The sequence below is a fragment of the Ciceribacter sp. T2.26MG-112.2 genome, assembly GCF_900492205.1.
Lineage (GTDB): Bacteria > Pseudomonadota > Alphaproteobacteria > Rhizobiales > Rhizobiaceae > Allorhizobium > Allorhizobium naphthalenivorans_A.
This window is the reverse complement of record NZ_UEYQ01000016.1, coordinates 48,004-60,182: the sequence shown is the minus strand read 5'-3', so window position 1 is coordinate 60,182 and position 12,179 is coordinate 48,004. Positions and strand designations below refer to the sequence as shown.

13 protein-coding genes are annotated in these 12,179 nt (G+C 63.1%); 5 read left to right on the top strand and 8 right to left on the bottom strand.

All coding sequences use genetic code 11. The annotated features are described in order from the left end of the window. Position 1 precedes the first annotated feature (1 nt). The 8 genes from DYZ14_RS18290 to ruvC are packed head-to-tail and all read right to left on the bottom strand — an operon-like array spanning position 2 to position 4,271. On the bottom strand, positions 2–568 hold the full coding sequence (locus tag DYZ14_RS18290) for a DinB family protein (RefSeq protein ID WP_154722019.1): 567 nt from the start codon (positions 566–568) through the stop codon (positions 2–4). Positions 569–627: 59 nt separating this feature from the next. After that, entirely contained in the window at positions 628–1,668 is a 1,041-nt protein-coding gene (ruvB, locus tag DYZ14_RS18285; protein ID WP_154722018.1) for a Holliday junction branch migration DNA helicase RuvB, read from the bottom strand. Further along, complete coding sequence (locus DYZ14_RS18280) at positions 1,665–2,072, bottom strand: PIN domain-containing protein (protein ID WP_154722017.1); 408 nt, start codon at positions 2,070–2,072, stop codon at positions 1,665–1,667. Before DYZ14_RS18280 ends, ruvB begins: the two co-directional genes overlap by 4 nt. Positions 2,073–2,077: 5 nt before the next feature. Next, complete coding sequence (locus DYZ14_RS18275) at positions 2,078–2,401, bottom strand: AbrB/MazE/SpoVT family DNA-binding domain-containing protein (protein ID WP_232365582.1); 324 nt, start codon at positions 2,399–2,401, stop codon at positions 2,078–2,080. Continuing rightward, positions 2,402–3,019, bottom strand: a complete 618-nt coding sequence (gene ruvA / locus DYZ14_RS18270) for a Holliday junction branch migration protein RuvA (protein ID WP_154722016.1) — start codon at positions 3,017–3,019, stop codon at positions 2,402–2,404. A gap of 12 nt (positions 3,020–3,031) precedes the next feature. Further along, a complete protein-coding gene (locus DYZ14_RS18265) occupies positions 3,032–3,445 on the bottom strand; it encodes a type II toxin-antitoxin system VapC family toxin (RefSeq protein WP_154722015.1) in 414 nt (137 codons plus the stop codon). 3 nt (positions 3,446–3,448) lie between these two features. Continuing rightward, the gene (locus DYZ14_RS18260; RefSeq protein WP_154722014.1) at positions 3,449–3,700 is read right to left on the bottom strand and encodes an AbrB/MazE/SpoVT family DNA-binding domain-containing protein; all 252 of its coding nucleotides are present in this window, start codon (positions 3,698–3,700) and stop codon (positions 3,449–3,451) included. Between the two features lie 58 nt (positions 3,701–3,758). After that, complete coding sequence (gene ruvC / locus DYZ14_RS18255) at positions 3,759–4,271, bottom strand: crossover junction endodeoxyribonuclease RuvC (RefSeq protein ID WP_154722013.1); 513 nt, start codon at positions 4,269–4,271, stop codon at positions 3,759–3,761. A gap of 158 nt (positions 4,272–4,429) precedes the next feature. Between ruvC and DYZ14_RS18250 the strand changes: the two genes are divergently transcribed. The 5 genes from DYZ14_RS18250 to serA all read left to right on the top strand — a co-directional run bounded on the left by DYZ14_RS18250 (position 4,430) and on the right by serA (position 12,064). After that, a complete protein-coding gene (locus DYZ14_RS18250; RefSeq protein ID WP_154722012.1) occupies positions 4,430–5,413 on the top strand; it encodes an LLM class flavin-dependent oxidoreductase in 984 nt (327 codons plus the stop codon). 183 nt (positions 5,414–5,596) lie between these two features. Beyond that, positions 5,597–7,912: a methyl-accepting chemotaxis protein gene (locus tag DYZ14_RS18245; protein ID WP_154722011.1), complete on the top strand. Its 2,316-nt coding sequence runs from the start codon at positions 5,597–5,599 to the stop codon at positions 7,910–7,912. A 256-nt stretch (positions 7,913–8,168) separates the two neighbouring features. After that, positions 8,169–8,996 (top strand): outer membrane protein, encoded by an 828-nt coding sequence (locus tag DYZ14_RS18240; protein ID WP_154722010.1) that lies wholly within the window; start codon positions 8,169–8,171, stop codon positions 8,994–8,996. 216 nt (positions 8,997–9,212) lie between these two features. Further along, positions 9,213–10,385: a phosphoserine transaminase gene (locus tag DYZ14_RS18235; protein ID WP_154722009.1), complete on the top strand. Its 1,173-nt coding sequence runs from the start codon at positions 9,213–9,215 to the stop codon at positions 10,383–10,385. Positions 10,386–10,468: 83 nt separating this feature from the next. Continuing rightward, positions 10,469–12,064 (top strand): phosphoglycerate dehydrogenase, encoded by a 1,596-nt coding sequence (gene serA, locus DYZ14_RS18230; protein ID WP_154722008.1) that lies wholly within the window; start codon positions 10,469–10,471, stop codon positions 12,062–12,064. Positions 12,065–12,179: the final 115 nt, after the last annotated feature.

Sequence of the window (12,179 nt, the reverse complement as noted above, 5' to 3'; positions counted from 1 at the left end):
CTTAGCCCATCAGATCCGCTTCGCGCCATCCTAGTTCGGCCATCTCGGTGGCGCGTGCGGCCCGGTCGTCGCCGACAATGAATTCGTCCAGCTGCGGCGGCTTCACGCTTGTGCCGGAGAGCATGGCATGGACCTGGCCGCGATGGTGGGTCTGGTGCTGGAACAGGTGGCTGAGGATGTCGTCGAGCCGGTCGGTCTGGATGCGGCTGCCGCGATGGACCGCGACGGTGCGGGCAAGATCGCCGGGTGTCAGGTGGTCGCAGAGCGTGAGAAGACGGCGGTCGACGTCGGCCTGCGCGGTGCGCAGTTCTGCCGGGTCGGCAAAGGGTTCCTCGTTTTCCCAGGCCTTCGGCCCCAGCGTGCCGCCCTCCAGGGCATCGACATAGAACCAGTCGACGACGAGGATATGGTTCAGCGTCGCCCGGATCGACGGGAAGAAACTGGTGCGACGGGCCTCGAATTCGCCAGGCTGCAGAAGCGCCACCGCCTTGTGCAGGCGCAGATTGGCGAGCGCATTGGCGCGGGCGAGCTTGCGGAAGACGCGCGTGGCATCACTGGTCTCGGTCATGGACTGTCGCCTCCCTGGCCTGATGGTTCAGTCCCCGCGGCACCTGCTTGCAGCGGAGTTCAATCGTCTTCCAGCGTCAGGCGGAACTGGGCGGCCTCCAGATCCTTCGGCGGCTGGAGGCCCAGATGCTTCCACGCCGTGGTGGTCAGCACGCGTCCCCGCGGCGTGCGCTGGATGAATCCCTGCTGGATCATGTAGGGCTCGATGATGTCCTCGATCGCGTCGCGCGGTTCGGAGAGCCCTGCCGCGATCGTCTCGATGCCGACCGGGCCGCCGCCGAAATTCATCGCGATCATGTTGAGGTAGCGCTTGTCGAGCTGGTCGAGACCCATATTGTCGACGAGAAGCCGGGTCAGCGCCTCGTCGGCGATCTCGCGGGTGACGGCCTCGGCGCGGGCGACCTCGGCGAAATCGCGCACGCGGCGCAGCAGCCGGCCGGCGATGCGTGGCGTGCCGCGGGCGCGGCGGGCGATCTCGCGGGCGCCTTCGTCGGTCATGCCGAGGCCCATCAGCCGGGCACCGCGCCTGACGATCAGTTCCAGTTCCTCGACGGTATAGAAGGCGAGGCGGACCGGAATGCCGAAACGGTCGCGCAGCGGTGTGGTGAGAAGCCCCAGGCGGGTGGTGGCGGCGACGAGGGTGAACTTGGAAAGGTCGATCTTGACCGAGCGGGCAGCCGGGCCTTCGCCGATGATCAGGTCGAGCTGGTAATCCTCCATGGCGGGATAGAGGATTTCCTCGACCGCCGGGTTCAGCCGGTGGATTTCGTCGATGAAGAGCACGTCGCGCTCCTCGAGATTGGTCAAAAGGGCGGCAAGGTCGCCGGCCTTGGCGATGACCGGGCCGGAGGTCGAGCGGAAGTTGACGCCGAGTTCCTTCGCCATGATCTGAGCGAGCGTCGTCTTGCCAAGGCCCGGGGGGCCGACGAACAGCACATGGTCCAATGCCTCGCCCCGGTTCTTCGCCGCCTCGATGAAGATCTTGAGGTTGGCGCGGGCTTCCGCCTGACCGGTGAATTCGTCGAGCGACTGAGGGCGCAGCGCCGTGTCGAGGTCTTCGCCTCGCTTGTCCGGCGATAGGATGGGGTTTGGGGTGCTCATGCGAGAAATTCCATGCCGGGCACGCGGGAGGCGGCGCGTTTGTCGAAGGTGAAGGTTGTTGCGCAGCCGGCCAGCCGGTTCATCTCGGCCAAAAGCGCATCGGCAAAGTCTACATTTTCGCGCCGGCAGAGATCCAACGCATTTCCGACGGCCTCGTAGTCGGCGATCTCGAATTCGCGTCTCTCAAGCAGGGCCTGGAGAAAGTCGAGGATACGGTCACGCGGAAAGCGATAGAACCGCTTCAGGACCCAGCTTGCCTCCAGGACGACCGATACGTTGACGAAAATGGTCTCTCCATGGCCCAACCGATCCAGCAGCCGCTCAACCGTCCCGATTTGCTCGGGGCTGTCGCCGACCACGATACGCAGCAGCACATTCGTATCGATGCCTTGTAGCGTGCTCATCGCTCTCAGCCCGGGCGTCCGGAGTTCGCGTAGCGCTCAACGGCCTCTTCCTCGATCGCCGCATCGATCTGCTCCTCGGTCGCCTCGCGTTCCGATGGCGGCTTGCCCATAAAGCCGGCCAGCTCGCTCAGCGGCTTGTTCCTTGGCACAACGATCATCTCGCCATTTCGGACCCAGGCGTAGCATTTGTCGCCAGGCCGGACGTTGAGTGCGTCCCGAACGTGCTTTGGAATGGTCATCTGGCCCTTGGCCGTGACAGTGATGTTAAAGCCCAAATCCGATGCTCCTTGCTTTTCACGAATAGTAAGGCAAATTGCCTTCTCCAGCAATCACCGCGACAGCTCCTTCAGCCCCAGCCGGATGAGCTTGGCGCTGTCGGCGTCCTCTCCGCCATTCTTCAGGGCGGCGGAGATCGCATTGGCGGCCTGCTCGCGCGAATAGCCGAGATTGGTGAGCGCCGAGACGGCATCGGCAACGGGGGCAGGGGCGACGCCGTCGCCGAGTTCCTGCTTGAGGCCGATATTGGCGGCCGCTTCCCCGGCAAAGGCCGGCGCCTTGTTCTTCAGCTCGGTGATGATGCGGACTGCCACCTTCGGGCCGACGCCCGGCGCGCGCGACACGGCGGTCTTGTCCTGCAGGGCAATGGCATTGGCGAGTTCCGAGGGGGTGAGCGTGGACAGCAGGGCAAGCGCCACCTTGGCGCCGACGCCCTGGACGCTCTGCAGGAGATTGAACCATTCGCGCTCCAGCGCCGTCATGAAACCGAACAGCTTCAGTTGGTCCTCGCGCACATAGGTCTCGATGAACAGCACCGCCGCCTCGCCCGGCGAGCCGAGGCGTGACAGGGTGCGCGAGGAGCAGAAGGCGACGTAGCAGACGCCATGCACGTCGATCAGCGCATAGTCGTCGCCGATTTCGTCGATGGTGCCTTTGAGCTTACCGATCATGGGAGACGTCCGTCAGGGATGGGTTTCAGGAGTGATGAGGGGAACCATCGGGAAATAGGTGCGGTAGCCTTTCGGATCGCGCGTGAGAATCGAATAGCCGCGAATGGCGGCATGAGCGCCGATCATGAAGTCCGGCAGCACACGCTCGCGCGCACCGCCGGTCCTGCGGTAACGGCCAAAGGCCACGCCGGCGGCGAAGGCCGCAGCCCAGGGCAAGCTTTCACGATGGAAGTCAGACTGCGGAAGCAGTTTGTCGACAGTCTCGATATCGTCGTAGCGCACCGAAAATTCGGCATAGATGACCGGATTGATCACCAGCGGCTGCTCGGCCGCCGCACGGGTCAGCGCCGCGCGCGACCAGCCGAGCCAGACCGGGTCGCGCACCGCCACATCGACCAGCACATTCGTGTCGACCAATGTCGCCATCGATCAGCGATCCCTCGTCATGGCCATCAGGGCATCGGCGTCGATTGTCTGGTCCCCGGTTCCCTCGAGTGCGTCGAGGGCTTCCATCAACGCGGCGAGACGCGTGCGGTCGGCATCCGAATGACGGTTGTCTTTGGGCGCCAAGGTCAACTTGCCGTTTTCGACGGTGAAGACGACCTCGCTGTTCGGCTCGATGCCGACCAGTTCACGCAAGTCGCGTGGTATGGTGACCTGTCCCCTGGATGTGACGCGCATGATCTCGCTCCTTCTGCGGTAAGAAAATATCTTACTTGCGGAACAAGTCAAGAACAAATCAGGCGCTGGCCAGCACCTGGCGCATGCGGTCACCGCCGCGATTGTGGGCGTGGCAGATGGCGATGGCGAGCGCGTCGGCGGCGTCATTGCCCTTGAACTCGGCCTTGGGCATGAGGATCTTCAGCATCATGTGGATCTGCTGCTTCTCGCCATGGCCTACGCCGATGACCGCCTTCTTCACCGCATTGGGCGCATATTCCGCCACCCGCAGTCCGGCCCGTGCCGGCACCAGCATGGCGATGCCGCGGGCCTGGCCGAGCTTCAGGGTGGCGACGGCGTCCTTGTTGACGAAGGTCTGCTCGACAGCGGCTTCGTGCGGCTGGTAGGCGTGCACGACTTCCGAAAGACCGTCATGCAACTGGCAGAGCCTGGAGGCCAGATCCATGTCGCCGTCCGAGGTCACGGTGCCGGAGGCGACGAAGCGCAGGGAATTGCCGAGCGTCTCGATGACGCCCCAGCCGCAGCGGCGGAGGCCCGGGTCAATGCCGATAATTCGAATCGCGTTCTGCATGGGGTCACTCTAGCTTCCTGCCCGCCGGTCTGCCAGAACTAAGTGAACAAAACAAAAACATTGAAGTGACGATCAGAGAAAGTCGTCATTCCGGCTTTGGCATTCGCGGGTCTTGGATCTACATAGGGGCGACCGCGAAACCACACCGGACCCAAGCCATGATCCCCTTTTCCATCCTCGACCTCTCGCCGATCGCCGAGGGCCACACGATTTCCGAAGCGCTCGACGCCTCCCGGCTGATGGCGATCAAGGCGGAGGATTGCGGCTACAACCGGTTCTGGCTGGCCGAGCATCATGGCATGCCGGGCATTGCCAGTGCGGCAACCTCCCTGGTGATCGCCCATGTCGGTCAGGCCACCAAGCGCATCCGCATCGGCTCGGGCGGCGTCATGCTGCCCAATCATTCGCCTCTGGTCATCGCCGAGCAGTTCGGCACGCTGGAGGCGCTGTTTCCTGGTCGTGTCGATCTCGGTCTCGGGCGGGCGCCGGGCACCGACATGCGCACGGCCAGGGCGCTCAGGCGCAATATGGAAGCGGGGGCGGAGAGTTTCCCCCACGACATCATCGAACTCAGGCGACTGCTCGGCGAGCCCGCCGAGGATCAGGCGCTGCTTGCAGTTCCCGGCATGGGCAGCCATGTACCGCTCTGGCTGCTCGGTTCCAGTCTTTATAGCGCCCATCTGGCCGCGGCGCTCGGACTTCCCTACGCCTTTGCCTCGCATTTTGCCCCGGACCAGTTGATGGAGGCGATCGCCATCTATCGCGAGCGCTTCCAGCCGTCGGACGAACTCGACAAGCCCTATGTCATGGTCGGCATCATGGGGGTCGCAGCCGAAACGGATGCCGAGGCCGAACATCTGTTCACGTCGTCGCAGCAGCAGTTCGTCAACCTGCGCCGCAATGTGCGAAAGCCGTTCCCGAAACCTGTCGAGTCGATGGAAGGGATCTGGAACGAAGTCGAGCGTTACGGGGTCGAGCACACGCTCCGCTATGCCGTGGTCGGGGCCCCGGCGACGGCAAGATCGCGGCTGAATACGTTCCTCGAAATGACGGGCGCCGACGAATTGATCATCTCCATGCCCATTCATTCTGTCGAGGCACGACTGCGATCCACGGAAATCTTCGCTGATCTCCGAGAATAATCCGGTATTCCAGCCAGAATTCCGCGTATTCTACTTTGTGATGAGAATTTGCCGCGGGCTTTAACCGGCGTTTAAAGAAAAATCCCGACCGTAAGGCGTCTATTGGCGAGACGTGCGCGTCTCCGCCATTTCGACGCTATAAAAACACACGCGCAGAGTGGGGCGCGGAAAACGGGATTCAAGATGACTAGTCGTTTCAACTCGCTGTCCTCCAAGGTCATCGGCATATTTCTCCTGCTGACGGTCTTGTCGGTCGGACTGCTGAATATTCTGGCCTATTCCACTTCCAGTGCCGTCTTCGAGGACCAGACCTTCCGGTCCATGCGCTCGACGCTCACTTTCCGCGGCGACATTCTCAATGAGCAATTGGCGCAGCTGGAAAACCAGGCGACCTCGATCGCCAAGATCGAGAGCCTGCAGCAGTCGATCACCGCGATGAAGAGCGGCTGGAACACGATCGTCAAGACCTCTGGCGATGCCAGGAAGGAATTGCGCGACGTCTTCATCACCAAGAACCCCAATCCGGCCGAGCTCGAAAAACTGCTGAAGCCGGAGGGCCCGAGCGGCTTCTACTATTCGAGCCATGAGACGGTCCAGACCCAGGTCGCGGGCTTTCTCAAGGACACCCAGTTCCGCGACCTGCTGATCGTCGACCAGGCCGGCAACGTCATCTATTCCTACAAGAAGGGCGAAAGCTTCGGCGAGAACGTGGCAAGCGGCCCCCTGGCCGGGACGGGCCTCGGGCGCGCCTTTGCCCGCAGCGTGGAAGAGGCCGGCAAGGCGGTCGACGATGCCGCCCCGACGCGTTTCTCCGGGCTGAAAGCGGGCAGCAATCCACAGTCGCCGGACATCTATTTTGCCGTGCCCGTGGTCAAGTTCGGTTCGTTCAAGGGTGCGATCCTGTTTCAGCTCAAGGACAGCGCCATCACCAGCATCCTGTCCAAGGGGATCGACGCCGACAGCGGCGAGCAGGCCGCCATCCTGTCTCAAGACGGAACCGGTATCAGCCTGTCGGCCGACGGCAAGCTTGCGGATATTTCCGCGGCACCCTTCGGTTTTCCGGCAGAGGCGATCAATGGCAAGGAGATCGTCATCTCCTCGTTCCAGCGTGCCGATGGTGCGGCCAACGCCTATGGTCGTCCGGTCTCCTACGGTGGTGATACCTATCTCGTGGTCGAGAGCCTCACCCATGCCGAGCTCGGCGCCGGTTCCTGGCACATCGCCATGACGCTTTTCGTGACGGCCGTCGTGGTGCTCACGGTCATGGCAATCGCGACCGGTTATCTGACCGGGCGGCTGTTCGCTCCGCTTGCCAAGCTCGCCACCGTCACCGGTGACGTTGCCAACGGCAAGCTCGACGAGGCCGTCGCCAACCAGGACCGTCGAGACGAGATCGGCACCATGGCCAAGGCGCTCGAACGCTTCCGCCTGGGCCTGATCGAACAGCAGCGCCTCGAATCGGAGACCCGTTCCGAACGCGAGCGCGCCGACATCGAACGTCGCCAGCGCATGGCGGAGAGGGAAACGGAAGCCCAGAGCCTGCAGGCGGTCGTCGCCGCTCTCGACGAGGGCCTCGACCGGCTGGCACGCGGCGATCTCGCCTTCGAAATCCGCACGACCTTCCCACAGGAACTCGAATCGCTCCGCCACAACTTCAACAAGGCGCTGTCGACGCTCAGCGCCACGCTCGCCGGCATCGGCGGAAACTCCGTCGCCGTTCGGGAAGGTTCGGACGAGATGCGTTCCGGCGCCGACCAGTTGGCCGAGCGCACGGAACGGCAGGCCGCCGCGCTCACCGAGACGGCGAGCGCCATCAAGGCGATCACCGAGGGCGTGCGCACCCAGATCGCCCGCGCCGAGGATGCGGAAAAGATTGCCCGCAACGCCAAGAACGACACGGAACAGTCGAGCCATATCATGCGCGAGACGATCGCCGCGATGGAGGCGATCCAGGGTTCGTCGCAGGAGATCAACCAGATTATCGGCGTTATCGACGAGATCGCCTTCCAGACCAACCTGCTGGCGCTCAATGCCGGCGTCGAGGCGGCACGGGCCGGCGAAAGCGGCAAGGGCTTTGCCGTCGTCGCGCAGGAAGTGCGCGAGCTTGCCCAGCGCTCGGCCGCGGCAGCCAAGCAGATTGCCGGCCTTTTGGCGAAGTCGACGACCGAGGTCGAACATGGCGTCACACTGGTCGAGAAGGCGGGGGCCGCCCTTCAGGGGATCGGCTCGCACGTTCTGGCGATCAACGGCCGCATCAGCGAGATCATGAGCTCGACCCGGGAGGAGGCCCAAACGCTTTCCGAGATCAACGGTTCGGTCAACCAGCTCGACGCCATGACGCAGCAGAACGCGGCCATGGTCGAGGAAACGACGGCGGCGATCCACCGGCTCGCCCAGGAGGCGGGCGAGATGGACCAGCGGCTCGGGCAGTTCTCGCTTGGCGGCGGGCATTTAGCCGGCGACACAGGCCTCGGCGGGACCATGCGCCGGGCGAGCTGAGGCCTGTCCCGACGTTACCCATCACTCGAAGGGTCGGAAGCATGCTTCCGGCCCTTGGTCGTTTCAGGGGGCAAGGACTGTCTCACGCGCGGCCGCTGCCTACTATTCTGCCGGGCGTGCAAGAATATCCCCGCTCGTCAAGGTAAACAGACGTAGTTAAGCGCACCTTAACCTTTGTGCTTCATTATCCATCCTGATCAAAACATCGGCCGCAACAAGGCCCGTGCATCAACGATGGATATTGGAGTATCTTGCCATGAAGACGAGCCTTTTCGCCGTGGCTGCCGTCCTGCTCGCCGGCACAGCAGCCCATTCTGCAGACATCTATCAGCCTGAACCCGCGCCGATCTCGGCACCCGAGGTCGAAATCACCGAGGCCTCCGGCTGGTATCTGCGCGGCGACGTCGGCTATTCCTTCAACAAGATGCGTGGAGCCGAGTACTTCCAGGGCTCCAACGGCAACCTGGTCGATTTCGACGATACCAACCTCGACGACAATTTCACGCTCGGCGTCGGCGTCGGCTATCAGGTCAACAACTACCTGCGCACGGACCTGACCCTCGACTATATGTTCAAGTCGGACTTTGAAGGTTCGACCACCGGTTCCTGCGGCACGCCGCTCGAGCCCTGCACCTCGAGCGATGTCTCGGCGATGCGGGCTTACCACCTCATGGCCAATGCCTATGTCGATGTCGGCACCTACGGCATGATCACCCCTTATGTCGGCGGCGGTATCGGTGGCGCCTACGTCAAGTGGGACAAGCTGCGCAACACCGCCTGCCAGGACGATGGCGGCGGCTGTGACGACACCGTCACCCACAAGGGCTACCACAACTGGCGGTTTGCCTACCAGCTGATGGCCGGCGCCTCGATCGACGTCACCTGCAACGTCAAGGCCGATGTCGGCTATCGCTTCCGCCATACGCTGGCTGGCGGCATGTTCGGCTTCCAGGACAATGGCGGCCCCGGCCGCGACAAGGGCTTCTACAGCCACGAGGCCCATGTTGGCGCCCGCTACATGTTCGGCGGCTGCGAGCAGCCGGTGGCCTACGAGCCTCCGCCGCAGCCGATCGTCTACAAGTAATCCCATCGCCCATCTGGATTGCGAGAGGCCGCCCCACCGTGGGCGGCCTTTTCGCGTTCAGGGTGTATTTTGAGGGGCAGGGCGGTTCGATGGGTGCGGCAAAAAATCTTCTGGCTGCGACATCGATTTTCCTTGACGCGGATTTTCGACAGGCGTAGTTCCAGCGGCGGGACACCTCTCCCCAACGAGAGGCTAATTACCTGGAAGGGTATCTATATGGCTGATATCGTCGCCCCCGCCGCGCGTCCGGCAAATGCTCATTTTTCTTCTGGCCCTTGCTCGAAGCGCCCCGGTTGGTCGATCGATGCGCTTTCCGATGCCCCGCTCGGTCGCTCGCACCGTGCCAAGGTCGGCAAAGCCAAGCTCAAGCAGGCCATTGACCTTACCCGCGAAATTCTGAACGTGCCTGCGGACTACCGCATCGGCATCGTGCCCGCTTCCGACACCGGCGCCGTCGAAATGGCGCTCTGGTCGCTGCTCGGCGAGCGCGGCGTCGACATGCTGGCCTGGGAAAGCTTCGGCGCCGGCTGGGTTACCGATGTCGTCAAGCAGCTGAAGCTCAAGGACGTGCGCAAGTTCGAGGCGCCTTACGGCGAACTGCCGAACCTCGCCGAGGTCGATTTCGACCGCGATGTCGTCTTCACCTGGAACGGCACCACGTCCGGCGTCCGCGTTCCGAACGCCGACTTCATTCCCGCCGACCGCAAGGGCCTGACGATCTGCGACGCTACGAGCGCCGCCTTCGCCCAGGACATGGACTTCTCCAAGCTCGACGTCGTCACCTTCTCCTGGCAGAAGGTTCTGGGCGGCGAGGGCGGTCACGGCATGCTGATCCTGTCGCCCCGCGCCGTCGAGCGTCTGGAAAGCTACGTCCCGGCCTGGCCGCTGCCGAAGATCTTCCGCATGACCAAGGGCGGCAAGCTGATCGAGGGCATCTTCACCGGCGAAACCATCAACACGCCGTCTATGCTGTGCGTCGAGGACTATATCGACGCGCTCCTCTGGGCAAAGTCGATCGGTGGTCTGGACGGCCTGATGGCGCGCGCCGATGCCAATGCCAAGGTGCTGTTCGACTTCGTCGAGGCCAATGACTGGATCGCCAACCTCGCCAAGCTGCCGGAGACCCGCTCCAACACCTCGGTCTGCCTCACCATCGTCGACAAGGACGTCGCGGCGCTCGATGCCGACGCCCAGGCCGCCTTTGCCAAGGCCATGGTCACGGCGCTCGACAAGGAAGGCGTCGCCTTCGACATCGGCGCCTATCGCGACGCCCCGTCGGGTCTCAGGATCTGGGCCGGTGCCACCATCGAGACCGCCGACATGAAGGCGCTGCTGCCCTGGCTCACCTGGGCTTTCGAGACCCAGAAGGCCGCGCTCAAGGCTGCCTGAGACTGATCCGGCTTCGCCCTTAAGGCGAGGCCGCACATTCCCATATCCGTACCAGACCTGAACCCCTTTGAAGGAGGCCTCCCATGGCACCTCGCGTTCTCGTATCCGACGAATTGTCGGAAACCGCCGTCCAGATCTTCCGTGACCGCGGCGTTGAAGTCGATTTCCAGCCGAAGCTCGGCAAGGACAAGGAAAAGCTCGCCGAAATAATCGGCAATTACGACGGCCTCGCCATCCGCTCGGCCACCAAGGCGACCGAGAAGTTGATCGCGGCTGCGACCAATCTGAAGGTCATCGGCCGCGCCGGCATCGGCGTCGACAATGTCGACATCCCGGCCGCCTCGCGCCGCGGTATCATCGTCATGAACACGCCGTTCGGCAACTCGATCACCACGGCCGAGCATGCCATCGCCCTGATGTTCGCCGTCGCCCGCCAACTGCCTGCTGCCGACGCCTCGACCCAGGCCGGCAAGTGGGAAAAGTCGAAGTTCATGGGCGTCGAAATCACCGGCAAGACGCTCGGCGTCATCGGTGCCGGCAATATCGGCGGCATCGTCTGCAAGAAGGCGATCGGGCTCGGCATGCATGTTCTGGCCTATGACCCCTTCCTGTCGAAGGAACGGGCCGAGGAAATGGGCGTGACCAAGGTCGAACTCGACGAGCTTCTCGCCAAGTCCGACTTCATCACCCTGCACGTGCCGATGACCGACAAGACCCGTGGCATCCTGAACAAGGAGGCGCTCGCCAAGACCAAGCCGGGTGTTCGCATCATCAACTGCGCCCGCGGCGGGCTGGTGGATGAGGCGGCCCTTGCCGAAGCCATCAAGTCCGGCCATGTCGCCGGTGCCGGTTTCGACGTCTTTGAAGTCGAGCCTGCGACCGAGAGCCCGTTGTTCGGCCTGCCGAACGTGGTCTGCACCCCGCATCTGGGAGCCTCGACCACGGAAGCGCAGGAAAACGTCGCGCTGCAAGTTGCCGAACAGATGTCGGACTATCTGATCAAGGGCGCGGTCTCCAACGCCATCAACATGCCGTCGATCACGGCGGAAGAGGCGCCGATCCTGAAGCCTTTCATCCGGCTGGCTGACGTGCTTGGCTCGTTTGCAGGGCAGGTCACCGAAAGCCCGATCAAGGAAATCGAGATCCTCTATGACGGCGTCACCGCGACGATGAACACCAAGGCGCTGACCAGCGCCTTGCTCGCGGGCCTGATCCGCAACCAAGTCTCCGACGTCAACATGGTTTCGGCTCCGATCATGATCAAGGAGAAGGGCATCGTGCTCTCCGAGGTCAAGCGCGACAAGACCGGCGTCTATGACGGCTACATCAAGCTGACGGTGACGACCGAGCGTCAGACCCGTTCGGTTGCCGGCACCGTGTTCTCCGACGGCAAGCCGCGTTTCATCCAGATCAAGGGCATCAACATGGATGCCGATGTCGGCGCGCACATGATCTACATTGCCAATACCGACGTGCCCGGCATGATCGGCTTCATGGGCACCACGCTCGGTGATGCAGGCGTCAACATCGCCAATTTCCAGCTCGGCCGCGAGAAGGAAGGTGGGGATGCGATCGCACTTCTCTATGTCGACGAGCCGGTCAAGCAGGACGTCCTCGACAAGCTGACCGCCCATCACGCGATCAAGCAGGCGAAACCGCTGATCTTCAACGTCGACTGATCCGTTCCTCCCGGGAACATCCACAGGGGCGCGGGCGGAAACGCTCGCGCCCCTTCTGCTTGCCGCCCGGCAGGACTTGATGGACGTCAAGTTGACGCAGGGCAGCCTGTCGCAT

Excerpts from the sequence above, each read along its gene's own strand:
- DYZ14_RS18290 (WP_154722019.1), bottom strand. The coding sequence starts at position 568 with ATGACCGAGACCAGTGATGCCACGCGCGTCTTCCGCAAGCTCGCCCGC.
- ruvB (WP_154722018.1), bottom strand. The coding sequence starts at position 1,668 with ATGAGCACCCCAAACCCCATCCTATCGCCGGACAAGCGAGGCGAAGAC.
- DYZ14_RS18280 (WP_154722017.1), bottom strand. The coding sequence starts at position 2,072 with ATGAGCACGCTACAAGGCATCGATACGAATGTGCTGCTGCGTATCGTG.
- ruvA (WP_154722016.1), bottom strand. The coding sequence starts at position 3,019 with ATGATCGGTAAGCTCAAAGGCACCATCGACGAAATCGGCGACGACTAT.
- DYZ14_RS18265 (WP_154722015.1), bottom strand. The coding sequence starts at position 3,445 with ATGGCGACATTGGTCGACACGAATGTGCTGGTCGATGTGGCGGTGCGC.
- DYZ14_RS18260 (WP_154722014.1), bottom strand. The coding sequence starts at position 3,700 with ATGCGCGTCACATCCAGGGGACAGGTCACCATACCACGCGACTTGCGT.
- ruvC (WP_154722013.1), bottom strand. The coding sequence starts at position 4,271 with ATGCAGAACGCGATTCGAATTATCGGCATTGACCCGGGCCTCCGCCGC.
- DYZ14_RS18250 (WP_154722012.1), top strand. The coding sequence starts at position 4,430 with ATGATCCCCTTTTCCATCCTCGACCTCTCGCCGATCGCCGAGGGCCAC.
- DYZ14_RS18245 (WP_154722011.1), top strand. The coding sequence starts at position 5,597 with ATGACTAGTCGTTTCAACTCGCTGTCCTCCAAGGTCATCGGCATATTT.
- DYZ14_RS18240 (WP_154722010.1), top strand. The coding sequence starts at position 8,169 with ATGAAGACGAGCCTTTTCGCCGTGGCTGCCGTCCTGCTCGCCGGCACA.
- DYZ14_RS18235 (WP_154722009.1), top strand. The coding sequence starts at position 9,213 with ATGGCTGATATCGTCGCCCCCGCCGCGCGTCCGGCAAATGCTCATTTT.
- serA (WP_154722008.1), top strand. The coding sequence starts at position 10,469 with ATGGCACCTCGCGTTCTCGTATCCGACGAATTGTCGGAAACCGCCGTC.